Below are 20,818 nucleotides of genomic sequence, written 5' to 3'. Positions count from 1 at the left end.
CGAAGAACTCCGCCGGGTTCAGAACGGCAGGCCGAGGGTGGGCAGCCCGATCGCCGAGTCGACGGCGAGGGCCACGAACACGATCATCAGGTACGTGTTCGACCGGTGGAACAGCGCCATCGGCTTGGTCTCCTCGCCTCGTCGCACGGCCGCCTGCAGGCTGTGCGCGTAGAAGAGGAACCAGCCGCCCGCGAGGATCGCGAACGTGCCGTACAGCCACGACGTCACCGGGAGCAGCAGCAGCGTCCACGCCACCATCACCCACGAGTAGATGACGATCTGGCGGGCGACGTGCTGGGCCGTGGCGACCACCGGGAGCATCGGGACGCCCGCGCGCTCGTAGTCGTCGCGGTACTTCATGCCCAGGGCCCACGTGTGGGGCGGGGTCCAGAAGAAGATCACGCCGAACATCACGAACGCCGGCCACTGGACCGTGCCGGTGACGGCCGCCCAGCCGATGACCACCGGCATGCAGCCGGCCGCGCCGCCCCAGACCACGTTCTGCGACGTGCGCCGCTTCAGGCCCAGCGTGTAAACGAAGATGTAGAAGAGGATCGTCGCGATCGCCAGGATCGCCGAGAGCAGGTTCACCGTGAGGTAGAGCACGGCGGCCGAGGCGACCCCCATCACCAGGCCGAAGACCAGCGCGCCGCGGCGGGGCACCGAGTCCTTGACCAGCGGGCGGCGCTTCGTGCGGTTCATCACCTTGTCGATGTCCGCGTCGATCACGCAGTTGAGCGCGTTCGCGCTGCCCGCGGCCATCGTCCCGCCGACCAGCGTGGCCAGGACCAGCCACGGCGAGGGGATCTGCCGGCCGGCGAGGAACATCGCCGGGATGGTGGTCACCAGCAGGAGCTCGATCACCCGCGGCTTGGCCAGCGCGGCGTAGGCCCCGACGACCCGGCGGAAGCTTCGCCGGTCACCGTGCGGTCGCTCACCGGTCGGGTGCACGGCGCTGGTGTCGTCACTGCGTCCGTGCGCAGCGTTCACCAACGACATTTCTCTCCCTGCGTCAGGTTCGGGCGGGCAAGTCCGGGTAGGCAGTGGTGGTGCCGCGCAAACCTGCCGGACTGAACCCTCGAACGATGTTAGACGTGGTGAATCGCGTGGGTGATCGCGGGTCCTCGACCGGCCCAAGCACTAGGCTGGCCGCGACGGGCCGCGATTGCCCCTGCACATGGCCGCGAGCAGGAATATCGTCCCTTCGGGATCGATTGAGATAAGTAGCCGCGTGTACGGGTAACCGGAACGAGGAAGACCAGCCGCAACCATCATGACCGGGAGTTGGAGTTCAGTGTCCGAAACCGCCACTACCAGCGAGAACAACCCACTCCTCCGGCGCAACACGCCCGCCGACTGGACCGACACCGACACCCGCGCCGTGGACACCGTCCGGGTGCTGGCCGCCGACGCCGTGGAGAACTGCGGCAGCGGTCACCCCGGCACCGCGATGAGCCTGGCGCCGCTGGCCTACACGCTGTTCCAGCGCACCATGCGCCACGACCCCAACGACCAGCACTGGCCGGGCCGCGACCGGTTCATCCTGTCGGCCGGGCACTCCAGCCTGACCCTCTACATCCAGCTGTTCCTCGCCGGCTACGGCCTCGAGCTCGAGGACCTCAAGCAGCTGCGCAAGTGGGGCTCCAAGACCCCCGGTCACCCGGAGTACCGCCACACCGACGGCGTCGAGACGACCACCGGCCCGCTCGGGCAGGGCCTGGCGAACGGCGTGGGCATGGCGATGGCCGCCCGTCGCGAGCGCGGCCTGCTGGACCCGGACGCCGCGCCCGGCGAGAGCATCTTCGACCACCACATCTTCGTGATCGCCTCCGACGGCGACATCGAAGAGGGTGTCACCTCCGAGGCCTCGTCCATCGCGGGCCGCCAGGAGCTGGGGAACCTGATCGTCTTCTACGACGACAACAAGATCTCGATCGAGGACGACACGAACATCGCGCTGTCCGAAGACACCGTCGCGCGCTACGAGGCCTACGGGTGGCACACCCAGGTCGTCGAAGGCGGCGAGGACGTCGTCGCGATCGAGGAGGCCATCAAGAACGCCAAGGCCGAGACCCAGCGGCCGTCGTTCATCGCCCTGCGGACCGTGATCGGCTACCCGGCGCCGAAGAAGATGGGCACCGGCAAGGCGCACGGCGCCGCGCTGGGCGGCGAAGAGGTCGCCGCGGTGAAGAAGATCCTCGGCTTCGACCCGGACCAGTCGTTCGTCGTCGAGGACGACGTGCTCAAGCACACCCGCCAGGCGGCCGAGCGCGGCCGGGCCGCGCACGCCGAGTGGCAGGAGAAGTACGAAGCCTGGGCCCAGGCCAACCCGGAGCGCAAGAAGCTCGGCGACCGGATGGCCACCCGCACCCTGCCCGAGGGCTTCGCCGACAACCTGCCGAAGTGGGAGCCGGACGCCAAGGGCGTCGCGACCCGCAAGGCCTCCGGTGAGGTGCTCAACGCCCTCGCCGAGCCGCTGCCGGAGCTGTGGGGCGGCTCGGCCGACCTGGCCGAGAGCAACAACACGACGATGAAGGGCGCCGACTCGTTCGGTCCCGAGAAGGCCGCCACCGACATGTGGCAGGCCAACCCGTACGGCCGGACGCTGCACTTCGGCGTCCGCGAGCACGCCATGGGCTCGATCCTCAACGGGATCGCGCTGCACGGCGGCACCCGCCCGTACGGCGCGACGTTCCTCATCTTCTCCGACTACATGCGCCCGCCGGTCCGGCTGGCCGCGCTGATGAAGGCGCCGGTCACCTACGTCTGGACGCACGACTCCATCGGCCTCGGCGAGGACGGCCCGACGCACCAGCCGATCGAGCAGCTCTCCGCGCTGCGCGCGATCCCGGGCCTCAACGTCGTCCGCCCGGCGGACGCCAACGAGACCGCGTACGCCTGGAAGGCCGTGCTGGAGGACACCGACCACCCGTCCGGGCTGGCGCTGACCCGCCAGAACGTGCCGGTGCTCGAGGGCACCAGCGCCGAGGGCGTCGCGAAGGGCGGGTACGTGCTCGCCGAGAGCGACGGCACCCCGGACGTGGTTCTCATCGCCACCGGTTCCGAGGTCCAGCTGGCGGTCGAGGCGAAGAAGACCCTGGACGCCGACGGCGTCAAGGCGCGTGTCGTGTCCATGCCGTGCGTCGAGTGGTTCGACGCGCAGGACGCGGCCTACCGCGAATCCGTCATCCCGGCCGCCGTGAAGGCCCGCGTGTCCGTCGAGGCGGGCATCGCCCAGTCGTGGCACCGCTTCACGGGTGACGCCGGGGTGAACGTTTCGATCGAGCACTTCGGTGCGTCGGCCGACGCGGCCACACTGTTCCGTGAGTTCGGGTTCACCGCGGAAGCCGTCGTCGAGGCCGCCCGTCGCTCGATCCAGAACACCAAGAATTCCTGAAGGGGATGACAGTTATGAGCAACGACAAGCTCGCGGCGCTGTCCGAAGCCGGCGTATCGATCTGGCTCGACGACCTTTCGCGTGAACGCCTGAACACCGGCAACCTGGCCGCCCTGATCCGCGACAAGCACGTCGTGGGCGTGACGACCAACCCGACGATCTTCGCCAACGCGATGTCGAAGGGCGACGCCTACGACGAGCGGACGCGGGAGCTGGCCGCCCAGGGTGCCGACGTCGAGGCGACCATCCGCGACCTGACCACGACCGACGTGCGCAACGCCGCGGACCTGTTCCGCGACGTCTACACCGCCACGAACGGCGTCGACGGCCGGGTCTCCATCGAGGTCGACCCGCGCCTGGCCAAGGACACCGACAAGACGGTGGCCGAGGCGAAGGACCTGTGGAAGACCGTCGACCGGCCGAACGTGCTGATCAAGATCCCGGCCACCGAAGAGGGCCTGCCGGCCATCACCAAGACCCTGGCCGAGGGCATCAGCGTCAACGTCACGCTGATCTTCTCCGTCGAGCGGTACAAGAAGGTCATCGAGGCCTTCTTCGCCGGCCTGGAGCAGGCGAAGGCCAACGGCCACGACCTGCGCGGCATCCACTCGGTGGCGTCGTTCTTCGTGTCCCGCGTGGACACCGAGATCGACAAGCGCCTGGAAGCCATCGGCACCGACGAGGCCCTGGCCCTGCGCGGCAAGGCGGCCGTCGCCAACGCCCGGCTCGCCTACGCGGCCTTCGAGGAGCTCTTCGCCACGGACCGCTGGAAGGCCCTCGCGGCCGACGGCGCGAACGCGCAGCGCCCCCTGTGGGCTTCGACCGGGGTGAAGAACCCGGACTACTCCCCCACGCTCTACGTCGACGACCTCGTGGTGAAGAACACCGTCAACACGATGCCGGAGAAGACCCTCGACGCCGTCGCCGAGCACGCCGACCTCCAGGGCGACCGGGTCAGCGGCCACGGCAAGGACGCGCAGAAGGTCTTCGACCAGCTCGAGGCCGTCGGCATCGACATCCGCGACGTGTTCCTCACGCTGGAGAACGAGGGCGTCGAGAAGTTCGAGAAGTCGTGGACCGAGCTCCTCGACACCGTGAACGGCCAGCTCGAGCAGGCGAAGGGCTGACGCACGACATGACGACAGGCGAAAAGACCGGCGTCGAGATCGTGGACGCCGAACTGGCGGAGCGGGCCACGCCGCTGGCCGAGCGGCTGGTCGCCGACCAGGCCGCCTCGAAGCTGGCGGCGCAGGACGCGACGCTCTGGGGGCCGGACGCCGAATCCGAGGCGTCGATCCGGCTGTCGTGGACGACGCTGCACAAGTCGTCCCGGCCGCTGATCGGCGAGATCGAGGCGCTGCGGACCGAACTGCGGTCCGAAGGCGTCGACCGGGTGGTGCTGGCCGGCATGGGCGGTTCGTCGCTGGCGCCGGAGGTGATCACCGCGACCGACGGCGTCGCGCTGACCGTCCTCGACACCACCGACCCGGGCCAGGTGGCCGACGCGCTGGCCGGTGACCTCGAGCGCACCGTGATCGTGGTGTCCTCGAAGTCGGGCGGCACCGTCGAGACCGACAGCCACCGGCGGATCTTCGCGAAGGCCTTCACCGACGCGGGGATCGACGCGGCGCGGCGGATCGTGGTCGTCACCGACCCCGGCTCGCCGTTCCAGGAACTGTCCGAAAAGGAGGGATACCGCAAGGTCTTCCTCGCCGACCCGCACGTCGGCGGCCGCTACTCGGCGCTGACCGCGTTCGGGCTCGTCCCGGCCGGCCTGGCCGGCGCGGACGTCGCCCGGCTGCTCGACCAGGCCGCTTCGGTGGCCGAGGAGCTCGCCTCGGACTCGGCGGACAACCCGGCGGTCAAGCTGGCCGCCGCGTGGGCCGCCGCGCACGAGGCCGGCGCCGAGAAGGTCGTGCTGGCCGACACCGGTTCCGGCATCAAGGGCTTCCCGGACTGGGCGGAACAGCTGATCGCGGAGTCCACCGGCAAGCAGGGCACCGGCCTCCTGCCGGTCGCGGTCGAGAGCCCGGAGGCGCCCGGCTTCGCCGACGCGAAGGCCGACGCGACCCCGACGGCGATCGGCAGCCCGCAGGGGGCGGCGAAGATCTCCGTCACCGGCTCGCTCGGCGCGCAGTTCCTGCTCTGGGAGTTCGCCACGGCGCTGGCCGGCCGGCTGATCGGGATCAACCCGTTCGACCAGCCGGACGTCGAGGCGGCGAAGAAGGCGGCCCGCGCGCTGCTGGACGACCCGGAGAAGCTGAAGGGCGGCGAGACGGCGTCCAATGTGGACGGTCCGGTCGAGATCTTCGGTTCCGACGGGGTGGCCACCGAGGGCAGCCTGACCGACGTGCTCCGGGCGTTCTTCGCCTCGGCGCCGGACGCGGGTTACATCGCGGTGCAGGCCTACCTCGACCGGCTCGACGACGCCTCGACGTCGTTGCTGCGCGGGGAGATCGCCAAGCGCACCGGGAAGCAGACGACGTTCGGCTGGGGCCCGCGGTTCCTGCACTCCACCGGCCAGTACCACAAGGGCGGCCACCAGAACGGCGTCTTCCTGCAGCTGACCGGCGCCGTCGAGCAGGACCTCGACGTGCCGGACCGGCCGTACACGCTGGGGCAGCTGCAGCACGCGCAGGCCCTGGGCGACGGGCAGGTGCTCGCCGAGCACGGCCGCCCGGTGCTGCGCCTGCACCTGGCCGACCGGGCCGCGGGCCTCGCGGCCGTCGTCCGCGCGGTACAGGAGGGCTGAGCATGACCTGGACCAATCCGCTGCGCGATCCGCGGGACAAGCGGCTCCCGCGCATCGCCGGGCCCTCCAGCCTGGTGATCTTCGGCGTCACCGGTGACCTGGCCCGCAAGAAGCTGATGCCCGCCATCTACGACCTGGCCAACCGCGGGCTGCTGCCCGCGGGCTTCTCGCTCGTCGGGTTCGCCCGCCGCGACTGGGAGCACCAGGACTTCGGCGAGCTCGTGCACGACTCGGTCAAGGAGCACGCGCGGACGCCGTTCAAGGAGTCGGTGTGGAACCGGCTCGCCGAGGGCATCCGGTTCGTGCAGGGCACCTTCGACGACGACGATGCGTTCGACCGGCTCGCGAAGACGGTCCGCGACCTCGACGAGGAACGCGGCACCGGCGGCAACACCGCGTTCTACCTGTCGATCCCGCCCGGCGCGTTCCCGGTGGTGACCAAGCAGCTGGCCCGCTCCGGGCTCGCGAACGCCGACGAGAACACCTGGCGGCGCGTCGTCATCGAGAAGCCCTTCGGGCACGACCTGAAGAGCGCCGAAGAGCTGAACGCGATCGTCAACGACGTCTTCCCCGAGGAGTCGGTGTTCCGCATCGACCACTACCTCGGCAAGGAGACGGTGCAGAACATCTTGGCGCTGCGCTTCGCGAACCAGCTGTTCGAGCCGATCTGGAACGCCAACTACGTCGACCACGTGCAGATCACCATGGCCGAGGACATCGGCCTCGGCGGCCGCGCGGGGTACTACGACGGCATCGGCGCGGCCCGCGACGTCATCCAGAACCACCTGCTGCAGCTGCTGGCCTTCACCGCGATGGAGGAGCCGCTGTCGTTCGAGCCGCGGGCCCTGCGCGCGGAGAAGATCAAGGTCCTCTCCGGCGTCACGCCGGTCGGGCCGCTGAGCAAGACCACCGCCCGCGGGCAGTACGCCGGTGGCTGGCAGGGCGGCACGAAGGTGCCCGGCCTGCTGCAGGAAGAGGGCTTCGCGAAGGACTCGAAGACCGAGACCTACGCGGCGGTGACGTTGGAGGTGCAGAACCGCCGCTGGGCCGGGGTGCCGTTCTACCTGCGCACCGGCAAGCGGCTCGGCCGCCGCGTCACCGAGATCGCCGTCGTGTTCAAGCGGGCGCCGCACCTGCCGTTCGACTCGACGTCGACCGAGGAGCTGGGGCAGAACGCCCTGGTCATCCGGGTACAGCCGGACGAAGGCATCACGCTGCGCTTCGGCTCGAAGGTGCCGGGGACCACGATGGAGGTCCGCGACGTCACGATGGACTTCGGGTACGGGCACGCGTTCACCGAGTCCTCCCCCGAGGCCTACGAACGCCTGATCCTGGACGTCCTGCTCGGCGAGCCGTCGCTGTTCCCGGTGAACGAAGAGGTCGAGCTCTCCTGGAAGATCCTCGACCCGATCCTCGACCACTGGGCGAAGGAAGGCTCGCCGGAGCAGTACGCGCCCGGCACGTGGGGCCCGGCGTCCGCCGACGAAATGCTGGAGCGCACCGGCCGGAAATGGAGGCGCCCGTGATCATCGACCTGCCGTCCACCACGACTTCGGCACTGAACAAGAAGCTGGTGGAGATCCGCGAACAGGGCGGCCAAGTCGCGCTGGGGCGGGTGCTGACGCTGGTCATCGTGGCCGATGACGACAGCCACCTCGAAGCGGCGATCGAAGCGGCCAACGGCGCCAGCCGCGAACACCCGTCGCGGGTGATCGTGGTGGCCAAGGGCGCCCGCACGGCGGCGCCGCGCATCGACGGCCAGATCCGCGTCGGCGGCGACGCCGGCGCGAGCGAGGTCATCGTGCTGCGGCTCTACGGACCGCTGGCCGCGCAGGGCCAGAGCGCCGTGGTGCCGCTGCTGCTGCCGGACGCGCCGATCGTGTGCTGGTGGCCGGGCCCCGGCCCGAAGGACCCGGACAAGGACCCGCTCGGCGAGCTGGCCCAGCGCCGGATCACCGACTCGGCCGCGGAGAAGAACCCCGTCAAGGCGCTGACCACGCGGGCGAAGGCGTACACCGAAGGCGACACCGACCTGGCCTGGACGCGCCTGACGCACTGGCGCGCCCAGCTCGTGTCGGCGCTGGACCTGCCGCCGTACGAGAAGATCACCGGCGCGACGGTGACCGGCGAGGCCGATTCGCCGTCGACCGAGCTGCTGGCCGCCTGGCTGGCCGAGTACCTGAAGGTGCCGGTCAAGCGGGTCAAGAGCTCGGGGGCGGCCGGGATCATCTCGGTGACGCTGGACCGCCGCTCGGGGCCGGTGGAGCTGCACCGGCCGGACGGCCGCGTGGGCACGCTGACCCAGCCGGGCCAGCCGACCCGCCGGATCGCGCTGCAGCGGCGCAGCACCCAGGACTGCCTGGTCGAGGAGCTCCGCCGGCTCGACCCGGACGAGGTCTACGAAGCGGCCCTGCGGGGCCTGGGCAAGATCACGTCGGGCACGAACGGCAAGACGGGCGCGCCGCCCAAGGCCGACGTGACGTCGCCGGCCGCGGCGGCCGGCTCGGCTGCTTCGGGTACGGCGAAATGAGCAAGACGGAAGTCGTCGTCTACGCGAACCAGGACCTCCTGGCGGCCGCGGCGGCGGCCCGCCTGGTCACCCGGCTGGTGGACGTCCAGGCGGCCAAGGGGTCGGCGTCCCTGGTACTGACCGGTGGCGGGACCGGGATCGCGGTCCTGTCGGAGCTGCGGGAGTCCTCGGCCCGGGACGCGATCGACTGGTCCCGGCTGGACATCTACTGGGGCGACGAGCGGTTCGTCCCGGCGGATTCGGACGAGCGGAACGAGAAGCAGGCGCGCGAGGCGCTCCTGGACCACGTCCCGCTGGATCCGAAGCGGGTCCACGTGATGGCCCCGTCCGACGGCGAGTTCGGTACCGACGTCGACGCGGCGGCCGCGGCCTACGCCGACGTGCTGGCGTCACAGGCCGGGCCGGAGGACCACGGGGACGTCCCGTCGTTCGACATCATGCTGCTGGGCCTCGGCGGCGAGGGCCACACGGCATCGGTGTTCCCGGAGTCCCCGGCGGTGCACGAAACCGAACGGTCGGTGGTGGCGGTGCGCAACTGCCCGAAGCCCCCGCCGACGCGGATTTCGCTGACCCTGCCGGCGATCCGCCGCGCGCGCGACGTGTGGCTGATGACGGCCGGCGAGGCCAAGGCCGACGCGGTGGCGCTGGCGCTGGCGGGAGCCGGGGAAGTCCAGCTCCCGGTGGCGGGGGCGCGGGGCCACCGCCGGACGTTGTGGCTGCTGGACCGGGCCGCGGCGGGGAAGCTGACGAAGGTGTACCAGCCGCCCACGGCTTGAGTGTTGTCCGGTGAAGGCCCCTTGCTCCGGCAGGGGGCCTTCGCTTTTGGCGCGTTCTCGCGCGGGCCGGGTCGCCCGTGTGGCGGGGTCTGCCGCCGAGCGGGTCCGGCGTGCCTTCTGGGTGGCCGGTCGCTTGAGCAAGTCCGGCGTTCCGCCCGCGCGGCCGGTCGCGCCTGAGCAAATCCGGCGCGCCGCCCACGTGGCCGGTCGCGCCTGAGCAAATCCGGCATGCCGCCCACGTGGCCGGTCGCTTGAGGAAGTCCGGCGCGCCACCCGCGCGGCCGGTCGCGCCTGAGCGAGTCCGGCATGCCGCCCGCGCCGCCGAGCGCGCTTGAGCAAATCCGGCGTGCCGCCCACGCGCCCGGTCGGTTGAGGAAGTCCGGCATGCCGCCCGCGTGGCCGGTCGCGCCTGAGCAAGTCCGGCGTTCCTTCCGCGTGGCCGGTCGCTTGAGCTAGTCCGGCGTTCCGCCCGCGCTACCGGCGCGCCCTACTCCGTCCGCCAGCCGCGCTCCAGCCGGGCGAAGATCTCCTCCGCCGCTCGCCTGCGGTTCGGGTGGGCGAGGATCAGCTCCCTCGACGCCAGCGCGAACCGGGCCAAGGCCGCGCACGCCACGTCGTCCGGAGGCGCGCCCGACTCCTCGGCGATCGCGCGGGCCAGTGCCGTCTCGTGGCGCATCCACATGCGCCTCGCGTAGTCACGCAGGGCCGGGGTGCTCTCGATCAGGCGGATGAACTCCTCGCTCGGGCCGCCGTCCGCGCTGCCGCGCAGCAGGTGCTCCCGCAGCGCGTCCACGATCGTGTGCGCCGGCGGTCGGCCGTGCACCGCCAGGACCAGCGCCGCCTCGATGTCCTCGTCCTGGTCGAACACCAGGGCTTCCTTGCTCGGGAAGTACTTGAACAACGTCGTCACCGAGACGTCGGCGGCGTCCGCGATCTCCTTGACCCCCACCTGGTCGTAGCCACGTTCCAGGAACAGCGCGAGTGCCGCGTCGGCCAGTGCCCGGCGGGTCTGCGCCTTCTTGCGTTCGCGGCGCCCGATCACTTCCGTCATGCGGCGAAGTCTAACTCACTACAAAAGTTTAGTCGTTGCACTTTCTGAGTGACTCTGCTTTCGTAGTGACATGACTTTTCCCCGTATCGCGATCGCCGGCGCCGGCCTGAGCGGCCTCGCCTGCGCCCGCGTCCTGCAGCTCCACGGCCTCGAGGTCACCGTCTTCGAGCAGGAATCCGCCGCCGGCGCGCGTCCGCAGGGCGGCACGCTCGACCTGCACGGCGACACCGGCCAGGTCGCCCTCCGCACCGCCCGGCTGGACGAGCAGTTCCGCGCGCTGGCCCGTCCCGAGGGCCAGCAGATGCGCGGCGTCGACCCGCACACCGCCGAGGTGGTCATGGACGACACGCCCGACGGCGACTTCCGCCCCGAGATCGACCGCGGGCAGCTCCGCGGGATCCTGCTCGACTCCCTCTCCCCCGGCACCGTCCACTGGGGCCGCCCCCTCGCCGACGTCACCCGGGCCGGGCGGCTGACGTTCGCCGACGGCGTCTCCGAAGACTTCGACCTGGTCGTCGGCGCCGACGGTGCGTGGTCCCGCGTCCGGCGCGCGCTCACCGGCGTCCGGCCGGAGTACAGCGGCGTCACGTTCGTCGAGTTCGGCCTCGACGACGCCGACCGCCGTCACCCCGCCCTGGCCGCGCTGACCGGCCAGGGGACGATGATGACGAAGATCGGCGGCCGGGCGCTCGTCGCCCAGCGGACCAGCAGCGGCCACATCCGCTGCTACGCCACCTTCTACGCCCCCGAAGGGTGGGCCACCGGCCTCGACTTCGCCGATTCCACCGCCGTGCGGGACCACCTGCTCGAGCGGTACGCGGGCTGGCACCCGGACCTGCTCGCCTACCTGCGGGAGCACGACGGCGGGTTCACGCACCGGCCGCTGCACGTCCTGCCGGTCCCCCACGCCTGGACGAGCACGCCCCGGCTCACGCTGCTCGGCGACGCCGCCCACCTGATGCCTCCGCTCGGCGTCGGGGCCAACCTCGCCCTGCTGGACGGCACGGAGCTGGCCACCGCACTGGCCACCGCGCCGAGCGCCGAGGAAGCCGTCCGCGTGTACGAGGCCGGGATGCTGCCGCGGTCGATCGAGACGGCGAAGGCCTGCGCCTCGGGCCTGCACGACCTGCTGAGCGACGACCTCCGCTCCATGGCGGCCTGAGAACTACCGCCGGGCGACCCCACGTGGGTAACATGATTCCCACGATGTGGTCGTCTTGGTGTACACCGGGAAGCGAAATTCCCACTCTGTGTAGCAACGATCGCCCACTATCGCCCAAATGGCCCAGCCGGTTACGGAATCCGGACGCGGGAACACCAACTGCGGGTGAAACTAACCGTCTCCGTACGCCACCTCGTTAGCATCCGCACATTTGTCGGCGGCGGCGCGTCCCGATCGGGCCCTGAGCGCCTCTCACCAACAAGTCCACAAGACGAATGGGGTCGCCAGCGATGAGTACAGAGGGACTCTCGATTCCAGGCATCTCGATCGCGAGCTCGGGGGCGTCGGCCGCCGACCGGGTGCGAAAGCGAGGGCTGAGCGTGTTCGGCTCGGTGCCGCGCCCCGCCGTCGTCACGTTCTCCATCGAGGCGGCCGCGGTCATCCTGGCCGTGCTCGACGTCTGGCTGGTGATCCCGGAGAAGGCCCAGCCCTACTCGATCTGGCTGTCCGGCGCGGCGTGCCTGGCGGTGGTGTTCCGGCGGAAGTTCCCGTTCCTCGCCGTGCTCGTCGCGGTTCCCGGCTTCCTGGCCGGCTGGGCCCAGCTGGCGTCGATGATCACCCTCGGCATGCTCGCCACCCGCCGTCAGCTGCACTGGCAGACCCTGGTCGGCGCGGCGCTGGTGTGGATGTGCCGGTTCGTGCAGTGGCCGCTGGAGGACTTCGCCGAGCTCAGCTGGCGCGAGCACATCCTGGACGGCATCTACGGCGTCCTGGTCGCCGGCATGCCGATCGCGATCGGCCTGCTCATCGGCGCGCGCACGGAGATTTCGAACAAGCTCGCCGAGCTGGCCACGAGCCGCGACCGCGAGCGCCGGTTCCACGCCGACGCCGTCCGCGCCGAGGAACGCGCCCGGCTGGCCCGCGAGATGCACGACGTCGTCTCGCACCAGATCACGCTGATCGCCATGCAGGCGGGTGCGCTGCAGGCCCAGACCACCGACGACCGCGCGCAGGAGACGGCGCAGGTCATCCGCATGCTGTCCAAGCGGACGCTGGAGGAGCTGCGGTCGCTGCTGAGCGTGCTGCGCGCGGGCCCGGACGACGACGGCCCGCGTCCGGGCATCAACGACCTCGACCGGCTGATCCGGACGTCGGAGGTGCCGGTGCACCTGTCGGTGGAGCACCTGCCGGAGGCGCTGCCCAACCAGGTCTCGGCGGCGGCGTACCGGACGGTGCAGGAGTGCTTGACGAACGTCCACAAGCACGCCCCGGGCGCCACGGCGACGATCCGCATCCAGGGTGAGCACGGCGCACTCAAGATCGAGGTCCGCAACGAGCGGGCGAGCCGCCCGGCGGAGGGGCTGCCCTCGGGCGGCCACGGCCTGACGGGCCTGGCCGAGCGGGCGCGTCTGCTGGGCGGAAGTTTCGAGACATCGGGAACGGAGGACGGCGGCTTCCGCGTCCGGGCGCGCTACCCGCTGGACCGCTGAGGACGCCTCCGGCCCCCGGTATCCAGTCTAGGGGCGCACACCGACGATTTCGGTTCGTCTGAGGCCGCGAACGGCGGATTTCGAACGGAAACGACCGGAATTCGCCGTTCGCGATGCCGTCGGCCCGAGAATTGTCGGTATCCGCCGGTAGCGTGGAAATCGGGGGCTGCTCAGCCAGGTGCGCGCAACCCGCCGGGGTCATCGCGCGTGGCGGGAAGGGAATCACGTGTGATCAGGCAGGCATCACGCGTGTCCCGAGAGGCATCATGCGTGATCGGGCGGGCATCACCCCGGTGCCTCTCCCCTCACGCGAGATGCCCCGCTGATCACGGGTGATGCCCCGCAGACACGCGTGAGACCCGCCGATCGCGCGGGATGCGCGCGCGGGCGGGCGGGGTTTGGCCGTGCGGAAGCCACCTCGAGGGGGTCCGCATCCCTCGGGGTGGCTTTCGGTGGAACCGCTAGAGGATTTCCCGGCGCTTGCGCAGGCGGTCGAGCGCCTCCGCCAGGATGGCCTCGCCGTCGGCGTCGCTGCGCCGCTCCTTCACGTAGGCCAGGTGCGTCTTGTACGGCTCGGTCCGCGGCGCGGCCGGCGGGTTCTTCTCGTCCTGCCCGCCGGGGAGCCCGCAGCGGGGGCAGTCCCACTCGTCGGGGATTTCCGCGTCGAGCGCGAACGACGGCCGAGCCTCGTGCCCGTTGGCACACCAGTAGGAAATACGGCGTCGCGGCGCCGACTCACCCCGTTCCGATTCGCCCGTAGGACCGGCACCCACCCGGGTGCCTCGAATCGCGTTACCGCCAACCATGAATCCTCACACCTAGGAATCGGCGGCGCGCCCCCCAATAGGCACGCCGAATCGCTGCGCCCCGCCGCCTCAACCCGGTCGCGGCCGACGACGGAACGCCGGACGCCTCACAACTTGAGCAGCAGACCCAGGCCCACGATGCTGATCAGCCAGACCGCGCCCAGCCCCAGGGTGATCCGGTCGAGGTTCTTCTCGGCCACGCTCGACCCGGCCAGGCTCGACTGCATCCCGCCGCCGAACAGCGACGACAGGCCACCGCCCCGGCCGCGGTGCAGCAGCACGGCGACCACCAGCAGGACGCTGGAGACGATCAACAGGATTTGCAGGAACAGCTTCATGTCATCCTCTGGGCTCTAGGAGAATGCAGGGGTACGGCATGGTCGTTTCCGACGACCACCACCGTACCCCTGGACTCGTCCACTGCTGTGTGACGGACCGGATACACAGGCTACCCGGTCGTGGCCTCGATCAGGGCAGCGGCCCGCCCGCAGCGAGTGCGCAGAGTTTCGTGAACTCCTCGCCGTCGAGGCTCGCTCCGCCGACCAGGGCACCGTCGATGTTCTCGCAGGCCACCAGCTCGCTGATGTTGCCCGACTTCACCGATCCCCCGTAGAGCACCCGGACGGACGAAGCGACCTCGTCGCCGTACTTCTCCTGGAGGGTGGCGCGGATGGCCTTGCAGACCTCTTCGGCGTCCGCGGACGACGCCACCTTGCCGGTGCCGATCGCCCAGACCGGCTCGTACGCGACCACCACGTCCTTGATCTGCTCGGCCTTGAGGCCCTTCAGACCCTCGATCAGCTGCGTCGTGGTGTGGTGGATGTGCTCGCCGGCCTCGCGGACCTCGAGCTTCTCCCCGATGCAGAGGATCGGCGTGATGCCGTGCTTGAGCGCGGCCTTGACCTTCTTGTTGACCAGTTCGTCCGACTCGGCGTGGTATTCGCGCCGCTCCGAGTGCCCGACCGTGACGAACTTGCAGCCCAGCTTGGCCAGCATCGGACCCGAGATGTCGCCGGTGTAGGCGCCCGAATCCTGCGGTGCGAGGTCCTGCGCGCCGTAGGTGAGCGACAGCTTGTCGCCGTCGACCAGGGTCTGCACGCTGCGGATGTCGGTGAACGGCGGCAGCACCGCCACGTCGACCTTCGCGTAGTACTTCTCCGGCAGCGCGAAGGCGATCTTCTGCACCAGCGCGATCGCCTCGAGGTGGTTCTGGTTCATCTTCCAGTTGCCGGCGATGAACGGCTTGCGTGCCACTAGTTCGACCCCTCCAGTGCCACCACGCCCGGCAGTTCCTTGCCCTCGAGGTACTCCAGCGAGGCCCCGCCGCCGGTGGAGATGTGCGAGAACCCGTCCTCGGGCAGGCCCAGCTGCCGCACCGCGGCCGCCGAGTCACCGCCGCCGACCACGGTGAACGCGTCGCTCTTCACGAGCGCCTCGGCCACCGCGCGGGTGCCGCCGGAGAACGCCTCGAACTCGAACACGCCCATCGGGCCGTTCCAGAACACCGTCGCCGCGTCCGCCAGCTTGCTCGCGAACAGCTCACGCGTCTTCGGGCCGATGTCCAGGCCTTCGCGGTCGGCCGGGATGGCCGTGGCCTCGACGACCTCGTGTTCGGCGTCGGCCGCGAACCCGGTCGCGGCGAGGACGTCGACCGGCAGGACCAGTTCGACGCCGCGCTTCTCGGCCTCGGCGAGGAAGCCCTTCACCTGGTCGAGCTGGTCGGCCTGCAGCAGCGAGTTGCCGACCTCGTGGCCCTGGGCCTTGAGGAAGGTGTACGCCATCCCGCCGCCGATCAGCAGCCGGTCGACCTTGGTCAGCAGGTTCGCGATGACGCCGAGCTTGTCGGACACCTTCGCGCCGCCGAGCACGACCACGTAGGGCCGCTTGACGTCGTCGGTCAGCTTCTTCAGCACGTCCAGCTCGGCCAGCACCAGGCCGCCCGCGTACGCCGGGAGCACCGAGGCGACCTCGTAGACCGAGGCCTGCTTGCGGTGCACGACGCCGAAGCCGTCGGAGACGAACGCGCCGCCCGGGACGAGCGCGCCCAGCTCGGCGGCCAGCTCGGAGCGGTCCACGGCGTCCTTGCTGGTCTCGCGCGCGTCGAAGCGCACGTTCTCCAGCAGCACGACGCCGCCGTCGGCGAGGCCGCCGGTCAGCGCCTTCGCGGACTCGCCGACCAGGTCACCGGCCAGCGCGACCTCGGCGCCGAGCAGCTCCGAGAGCCGCTTCGCGACGGGCGCGAGGGTGTACTTCGGGTCCGGCTCGCCCTTCGGGCGGCCGAGGTGCGCGGTGACGACGACCTTCGCGCCCGCGTCGGCGAGCTTCTTGATCGTCGGCAGCGCCGCGCGGACCCGGCCGTCGTCGGTGATCCGTTCCCCGTCGAGCGGGACGTTCAGGTCGCTGCGCACCAGCACGTAGCGGCCCTGAACGCCCTCGCCCAGCAGGTCGTCGAGGTTCTTGACGCTCATCGGGGTCAGGACAGCTTCGAACCGACGAGCTTGACCAGGTCGGCGAGGCGGTTGGAGTAGCCCCACTCGTTGTCGTACCAGCCGACGACCTTGACCTGGTTGCCGATGACCTTGGTCAGCGGCGCGTCGTAGATGCAGGACGCCGGGTCGGTGACGATGTCGGCCGAGACGATCGGGTCTTCGTTGTAGCGCAGGATGCCGGCCAGCGGGCCCTCGGCGGCGGCCTTGTAGGCGGCGTTGATCTCCTCGACGGTGGCGCTCTTGGCCAGCGTCACGGTGAGGTCGGTGGCCGAGCCGGTCGGGACCGGGACGCGCAGCGCGTAGCCGTCCAGCTTGCCCTGCAGCTCCGGCAGGACGAGGCCGATGGCCTTGGCGGCACCGGTCGAGGTCGGGACGACGCTCAGGGCGGCGGCGCGGGCGCGGCGCAGGTCCTTGTGCGGGGCGTCCTGCAGGTTCTGGTCCTGGGTGTACGCGTGGACCGTGGTCATCAGGCCCTGCTCGATGCCGAAGGCGTCGTTGAGGACCTTGGCCAGCGGGCCGAGGCAGTTGGTGGTGCAGGACGCGTTGGAGATGATGACCTGCGAGCCGTCGTACTTGTCGTCGTTGACGCCGAGGACGACGGTCAGGTCCTCGCCCTTGGCGGGCGCGGAGATGATGACCTTCTTGGCACCGCCGGCGATGTGCGCCTTGGCGGCGTCGGCGTTGGTGAAGAAGCCGGTCGACTCGAGGACGACGTCGACGCCCAGGTCGCCCCAGGGCAGGTTGGCCGGGTCGCGCTCGGCGAGGGCCTTGATGGTCTTGCCGTCGACGACGATGCCCTCGTCGCTGACGCTGACCTCACCCGGGAACCGGCCCAGGATGGAGTCGTACTTCAGCAGGTGGGCCATCGTGGCGACGTCGCCGAGGTCGTTGAACGCGACGACCTCGATGTCGTGGCCGCTGGCCTGCACGGCGCGGAAGAAGTTGCGGCCGATGCGGCCGAAGCCGTTGACACCTACGCGAACGGTCACTGCTGCCACTCCTCTGAGGATCGGCCGGGACCCCCGGCCGTGACTTGCGGGCTCGCGGCCACCCTAGCGTGCGGGCATGCGCGTCCCTGACTGCCCTGACGAGACTTCCACCACTTGGCGAACGGGTCAAGAATCGATTAAGAAGCGACGCCGCTCCGGAGGGTTCCCACCGGGTGGACCACGGCGGACCGATGGCGGCCGCAGGTTCGGCCGCCGGGACCGGTCCCGGCTGATCAACGTGGGTGCCTCACGTCCGCCGGAGCGATCGGCCGCGGGCGACCAATCGGCGCTTGAACGATTCAGCATCGACCTCGTCCCCCGCGGGCGCGGGAGCGGTCCGCGACACGGCGAGTGAGGTCGGTGACTCGACCGATCCAGCGACTTGCGGCGCAGTCTCATCCGGCCAGCTCCCGTTCCAGCGGGGTGCGGAACCGCGGCGTCGCCCGGACCTCGCCGAACCACCGGGCGCACTTCTCCGCCTCGGCCGCCACCATCGCGCCGGTCTCCGCGCCCACGTCCTCCAGCAGCCTGAACACCACCTCGCCCGAGACGCGCTGCGCCCAGCCGCCGACCACCCGGCCGGACGCCCACACCGTCGGGCCGACGTTGCCGCTGCGGTCGAACAGGGCCGCCCGGTGCGGGCCGAGGAACCAGTCACGCTCCTGCCAGCCCATCGGGGTCGGGTCCAGTGCGGGGAGGAACGCCACCCACGGCCCGGGTTCGGGCACCGGCTCGAGGTCGTCCGGCAGGACGACCCCGGGCCCGGCGTCCAGGTCGACCTCGACCGGGCCCAACGCGGCGAGGGCCTGCTTCACCTGGCCCGCCGTCCAGCCCGTCCACCACCGCAGGTCGGACACCGGCGCCGGGCCGTACGCGCGCAGCCACCGGCGGGCCAGCCCGACCCGGGCTTCCGCCGGCTCATACGCCCGCAGCCCGCCCGGGACCCACTCGTCGAGCGGGTGCCAGACGTACTGGCTGCTGAGCCAGCTGCCCCGCGGACGGCCCCGCGCGATCCGGCCGCCCGCCGCGAGCAGGAACAGCACCCGGCTCGTCACGTTGCCGATCGCCTCGTACGGCTTGCCCGCCGCCATCAGCAGCTGCTGGCGCAGGCGTGGCTCGTCCTCGCTCAGCTGCTGCGCGGTCGCCGAACCGCGGGCCCGCAACGCCGCCTCGACCGACGCCTCGACCTCCGCCAACCAGGCAGCCGGCTCGGGCACGTTCTCCGGGTGCCCCTGCTGCCCGAGGTGCTGCTCCAGCAGCTTCCGCTGTTTGACGACGATGTCCGCGGCGCAGCCCGCCTGCACGAGCGCCGCCGTGTCCAGGTCCGTCACGAACACCGTGCGGCGCATGCCCAGCAGGCGCAGCAGCGAACGCTCGTCGTAGAGCGCGCGCTCGACGGCGGGGACCGCCGGAGCGGCGAGCCGGGCGGACGCCGACAGGTGGACCGTCGCCGGGTCGGTGGCGTGCAGGGCGACGACCCCGGCCACGGCGTCGGCCACCGAGGCCGCGGGCGCGGCCAGGTGGTGGCGGACGGCGAGGCGGGCCCGGCGCTGGTCGGTGCTGATCTTCGGAGGCACCCCGTTTTCCTACCACCCGGCACCGACAAAACCGCCGGTCGTCCGCTGTGAGCAGGCGATCGGCCCGCATACGACGGCGCGTGGGCGCTGATCGGCGGCACCGGCGGCCTCGTCCTGCCCGGCCTCGGCCCGACCGTGGCCCTTACGGCCCGGGGTGACTGAGCACCAGGTCGAGCAGTCCGGGGAAGGCCGCGTCGAATTCGGGGCGCCGCAGGCGGTTCAGCCGCCGCGGGCCTTCGTCGCGCTGCTCGATCAGGCCCGCCGCGCGCAGCACGGCGAAGTGGTGGCTGCGGGTCGCCTTGGCCACCGGCAGGTCGAACGTGCCGCAGGCCTTCGTCCACTCCGGGACGGCCGCCAGTTCCCGCAGGATGCTGCGGCGCACCGGGTCCGCGACCGCGGCCAGGGCGTCCTGCAGCGAGACCGTCGCGGGCCGGGTGTGCGTGAGCCCGCGCGCCCGCGCAGTGTTCGATGATTGTCGTACACTCATCAGGTCGACCTCCGTCGAACACTCTAGGAGCAACCGTGCCGCGACACCTCGACACGACGTTCGGCCCCGACGCGCGCAACCGGCTCGGCGAAGCCACCGAGCCCGGTCGCGAAGGCGCGCTGGCCGCGCTCGAGTCGTTCTACTACGCCTTCAACCAGCGCGATCTCGACGTGTTCCGCCGGGTGTGGACGAGCGATCCGCTGGCGCAGCTGAACAACCCGCTCGGCGGCATCCTCCGCGGCGGCGAGGCGATCACCGAGCTGTACGAGCGGGTCTTCCACGGTCCCGCGCGCGTCACCGTCACCCTGGGCGACATCGTCGAGTACTCCGGCGACGGCCACGCGGTGTTCGCCGGCCGCGAGACCGGCGAGTACCACGTGACCGAGACCGTGCCGCTCAGCATCCGCACGACGCGCTTCTTCGCCTACGAGGAGGGGCGCTGGGTGCAGGTCCACCACCACGGCAGCATCGACGACCCCGGCGAGCTCGCCGCGTACCAGCGGGCGATCCGGGGTTAGGCGAGCGCCTCCACCAGCCGCGGCCACCACTCGCGCGGCAGCCCGTCGAGCCGGACGACCACCTGGTCCGCACCGGCCGCGCGGTACTCCCGCAGCCTCTCGGCGACCGCGTCGAAGCCGCCCCACACCGCGACGCCGTCGACGAGCCGGTCCGAGAGGTCCGCGAGGTCGCCGTCGGTGAAGCCCATCCGGCGCAGGTTCGCCGCGTAGCCCGGCAGCCCGGTGAGGAACCGCAGGCCGCCGCCGCGGATGGCGTCCCGCGCCGCCGTGGCGTCGGTCTCCGCGACGACGTTCAGCAGCACCGCGAGCTGCTTGCCGGCGCCCAGGATTTCCCGGGCCGAGGCGATGTAGTCCGGCGTCACGAGGTACGGGTACGCGCCCGCGGCCCGGTCGCGCGCCAGCTCCAGCATCCGCGGCCCGAGCGCCGACAGGATCCGCGCGGACGGCGGGACGACGTCTTCGATCTCGTCGAGGTAGTCGCCGAGCGTGGCCAGCGGCCGCGGGCCGTGCGCGCCGCCGAGGCCGACGACGAACCGGCCGGCCGGCAGCTCGGTGTAGGCCGAAGCCACGGAAGCCGACGGCACCCGGTCGACCGACAGGATGCCGCTCGCCACCTGGATCCGCGAAGTCCCGCGGACGAGCTCGGTGATCCGCGGCAGGTTGTTGCCCTGGCCCCCGGCCAGCCAGAGCGTGTCGTAACCGAGCTCCTCGAGCTCGACGGCCACGGCCGTGTCGGTGTCCAGTGCGGAGTGGGTGGCCCCCAGCGGCCCCAGTTTCGTCATGCGCCCGGCAAC

General features: G+C 71.2%; 19 protein-coding genes. 9 read left to right on the top strand and 10 right to left on the bottom strand.

All coding sequences use genetic code 11. From position 1 onward, the window contains the following. Nucleotides 1-18: 18 nt before the first annotated feature. Complete coding sequence (locus tag ACLJOU_RS23620) at nt 19-999, bottom strand: heme o synthase (RefSeq protein WP_410569954.1); 981 nt, start codon at nt 997-999, stop codon at nt 19-21. 295 nt (nt 1,000-1,294) lie between these two features. Between ACLJOU_RS23620 and tkt the strand changes: the two genes are divergently transcribed. The 6 genes from tkt to pgl are packed head-to-tail and all read left to right on the top strand — an operon-like array spanning nt 1,295 to nt 9,455. Next, nucleotides 1,295-3,397, top strand: coding sequence for a transketolase (gene tkt / locus ACLJOU_RS23615; protein ID WP_410569953.1), 2,103 nt, complete (start codon nt 1,295-1,297; stop codon nt 3,395-3,397). Between the two features lie 14 nt (nt 3,398-3,411). Then, nucleotides 3,412-4,524, top strand: a complete 1,113-nt coding sequence (tal, locus tag ACLJOU_RS23610) for a transaldolase (RefSeq protein ID WP_410569952.1) — start codon at nt 3,412-3,414, stop codon at nt 4,522-4,524. An 8-nt stretch (nt 4,525-4,532) separates the two neighbouring features. Then, on the top strand, nt 4,533-6,149 hold the full coding sequence (locus ACLJOU_RS23605) for a glucose-6-phosphate isomerase (RefSeq protein WP_410569951.1): 1,617 nt from the start codon (nt 4,533-4,535) through the stop codon (nt 6,147-6,149). Between the two features lie 2 nt (nt 6,150-6,151). After that, nucleotides 6,152-7,675, top strand: coding sequence for a glucose-6-phosphate dehydrogenase (gene zwf, locus ACLJOU_RS23600; RefSeq protein ID WP_410569950.1), 1,524 nt, complete (start codon nt 6,152-6,154; stop codon nt 7,673-7,675). Beyond that, nucleotides 7,672-8,679 (top strand): glucose-6-phosphate dehydrogenase assembly protein OpcA, encoded by a 1,008-nt coding sequence (gene opcA / locus ACLJOU_RS23595; protein WP_410569948.1) that lies wholly within the window; start codon nt 7,672-7,674, stop codon nt 8,677-8,679. Before zwf ends, opcA begins: the two co-directional genes overlap by 4 nt. After that, a complete protein-coding gene (gene pgl, locus ACLJOU_RS23590; RefSeq protein ID WP_410569946.1) occupies nt 8,676-9,455 on the top strand; it encodes a 6-phosphogluconolactonase in 780 nt (259 codons plus the stop codon). Before opcA ends, pgl begins: the two co-directional genes overlap by 4 nt. A 487-nt stretch (nt 9,456-9,942) precedes the next feature. Here the strand turns inward: pgl and ACLJOU_RS23585 are convergent, their stop codons facing one another. Next, nucleotides 9,943-10,506 (bottom strand): TetR/AcrR family transcriptional regulator, encoded by a 564-nt coding sequence (locus ACLJOU_RS23585; RefSeq protein WP_410569945.1) that lies wholly within the window; start codon nt 10,504-10,506, stop codon nt 9,943-9,945. A 70-nt stretch (nt 10,507-10,576) separates the two neighbouring features. Between ACLJOU_RS23585 and ACLJOU_RS23580 the strand changes: the two genes are divergently transcribed. Then, on the top strand, nt 10,577-11,668 hold the full coding sequence (locus tag ACLJOU_RS23580; RefSeq protein WP_410569944.1) for an FAD-dependent oxidoreductase: 1,092 nt from the start codon (nt 10,577-10,579) through the stop codon (nt 11,666-11,668). A 290-nt stretch (nt 11,669-11,958) separates the two neighbouring features. Beyond that, on the top strand, nt 11,959-13,158 hold the full coding sequence (locus ACLJOU_RS23575; RefSeq protein WP_410569942.1) for a sensor histidine kinase: 1,200 nt from the start codon (nt 11,959-11,961) through the stop codon (nt 13,156-13,158). A gap of 461 nt (nt 13,159-13,619) precedes the next feature. Here ACLJOU_RS23575 and ACLJOU_RS23570 read toward each other — a convergent pair whose 3' ends face one another. From ACLJOU_RS23570 to ACLJOU_RS23540, 7 genes are all read right to left on the bottom strand, one after another. Then, nucleotides 13,620-13,964: an RNA polymerase-binding protein RbpA gene (locus ACLJOU_RS23570; RefSeq protein ID WP_043788280.1), complete on the bottom strand. Its 345-nt coding sequence runs from the start codon at nt 13,962-13,964 to the stop codon at nt 13,620-13,622. A gap of 107 nt (nt 13,965-14,071) precedes the next feature. Further along, nucleotides 14,072-14,302 (bottom strand): preprotein translocase subunit SecG, encoded by a 231-nt coding sequence (secG, locus tag ACLJOU_RS23565; RefSeq protein WP_410569940.1) that lies wholly within the window; start codon nt 14,300-14,302, stop codon nt 14,072-14,074. Nucleotides 14,303-14,432: 130 nt separating this feature from the next. Beyond that, nucleotides 14,433-15,218, bottom strand: a complete 786-nt coding sequence (tpiA, locus tag ACLJOU_RS23560) for a triose-phosphate isomerase (protein ID WP_410569938.1) — start codon at nt 15,216-15,218, stop codon at nt 14,433-14,435. After that, nucleotides 15,218-16,432: a phosphoglycerate kinase gene (locus ACLJOU_RS23555; protein WP_410569936.1), complete on the bottom strand. Its 1,215-nt coding sequence runs from the start codon at nt 16,430-16,432 to the stop codon at nt 15,218-15,220. The genes tpiA and ACLJOU_RS23555 overlap by 1 nt, the downstream gene beginning before the upstream one ends. Before the next feature lie 5 nt (nt 16,433-16,437). Then, nucleotides 16,438-17,442, bottom strand: a complete 1,005-nt coding sequence (gene gap, locus ACLJOU_RS23550; RefSeq protein ID WP_410569935.1) for a type I glyceraldehyde-3-phosphate dehydrogenase — start codon at nt 17,440-17,442, stop codon at nt 16,438-16,440. Nucleotides 17,443-17,837: 395 nt separating this feature from the next. Next, on the bottom strand, nt 17,838-19,019 hold the full coding sequence (locus tag ACLJOU_RS23545) for a winged helix DNA-binding domain-containing protein (protein ID WP_410569934.1): 1,182 nt from the start codon (nt 19,017-19,019) through the stop codon (nt 17,838-17,840). Between the two features lie 142 nt (nt 19,020-19,161). Continuing rightward, nucleotides 19,162-19,506 carry an ArsR/SmtB family transcription factor gene (locus ACLJOU_RS23540; protein ID WP_410569932.1) on the bottom strand — a complete coding sequence of 115 codons (345 nt, stop codon included), beginning with the start codon at nt 19,504-19,506 and terminating at the stop codon, nt 19,162-19,164. 35 nt (nt 19,507-19,541) lie between these two features. Here ACLJOU_RS23540 and ACLJOU_RS23535 point away from each other — a divergent pair, with 35 nt between their 5' ends. After that, complete coding sequence (locus tag ACLJOU_RS23535) at nt 19,542-20,024, top strand: YybH family protein (RefSeq protein ID WP_410569930.1); 483 nt, start codon at nt 19,542-19,544, stop codon at nt 20,022-20,024. Here ACLJOU_RS23535 and ACLJOU_RS23530 read toward each other — a convergent pair. Further along, a complete protein-coding gene (locus ACLJOU_RS23530; protein ID WP_410569929.1) occupies nt 20,021-20,806 on the bottom strand; it encodes a TIGR03620 family F420-dependent LLM class oxidoreductase in 786 nt (261 codons plus the stop codon). The two genes, ACLJOU_RS23535 and ACLJOU_RS23530, sit on opposite strands and share 4 nt — an antisense overlap. Nucleotides 20,807-20,818: the final 12 nt, after the last annotated feature.

Source organism: Amycolatopsis sp. cmx-4-61 (assembly GCF_046548775.1).
In the GTDB taxonomy this organism is placed as follows: domain Bacteria; phylum Actinomycetota; class Actinomycetes; order Mycobacteriales; family Pseudonocardiaceae; genus Amycolatopsis.
Note: the sequence above shows the minus strand (reverse complement) of the source record. Positions and strands in the feature narration are given on the sequence as shown.

Coding starts and splice junctions, on each gene's coding strand:
- ACLJOU_RS23620 (WP_410569954.1), bottom strand. CDS start 999: ATGTCGTTGGTGAACGCTGCGCACGGACGCAGTGACGACACCAGCGCC.
- tal (WP_410569952.1), top strand. CDS start 3,412: ATGAGCAACGACAAGCTCGCGGCGCTGTCCGAAGCCGGCGTATCGATC.
- ACLJOU_RS23605 (WP_410569951.1), top strand. CDS start 4,533: ATGACGACAGGCGAAAAGACCGGCGTCGAGATCGTGGACGCCGAACTG.
- zwf (WP_410569950.1), top strand. CDS start 6,152: ATGACCTGGACCAATCCGCTGCGCGATCCGCGGGACAAGCGGCTCCCG.
- pgl (WP_410569946.1), top strand. CDS start 8,676: ATGAGCAAGACGGAAGTCGTCGTCTACGCGAACCAGGACCTCCTGGCG.
- ACLJOU_RS23585 (WP_410569945.1), bottom strand. CDS start 10,506: ATGACGGAAGTGATCGGGCGCCGCGAACGCAAGAAGGCGCAGACCCGC.
- ACLJOU_RS23580 (WP_410569944.1), top strand. CDS start 10,577: ATGACTTTTCCCCGTATCGCGATCGCCGGCGCCGGCCTGAGCGGCCTC.
- ACLJOU_RS23575 (WP_410569942.1), top strand. CDS start 11,959: ATGAGTACAGAGGGACTCTCGATTCCAGGCATCTCGATCGCGAGCTCG.
- ACLJOU_RS23570 (WP_043788280.1), bottom strand. CDS start 13,964: ATGGTTGGCGGTAACGCGATTCGAGGCACCCGGGTGGGTGCCGGTCCT.
- secG (WP_410569940.1), bottom strand. CDS start 14,302: ATGAAGCTGTTCCTGCAAATCCTGTTGATCGTCTCCAGCGTCCTGCTG.
- ACLJOU_RS23555 (WP_410569936.1), bottom strand. CDS start 16,432: ATGAGCGTCAAGAACCTCGACGACCTGCTGGGCGAGGGCGTTCAGGGC.
- ACLJOU_RS23540 (WP_410569932.1), bottom strand. CDS start 19,506: ATGAGTGTACGACAATCATCGAACACTGCGCGGGCGCGCGGGCTCACG.
- ACLJOU_RS23530 (WP_410569929.1), bottom strand. CDS start 20,806: ATGACGAAACTGGGGCCGCTGGGGGCCACCCACTCCGCACTGGACACC.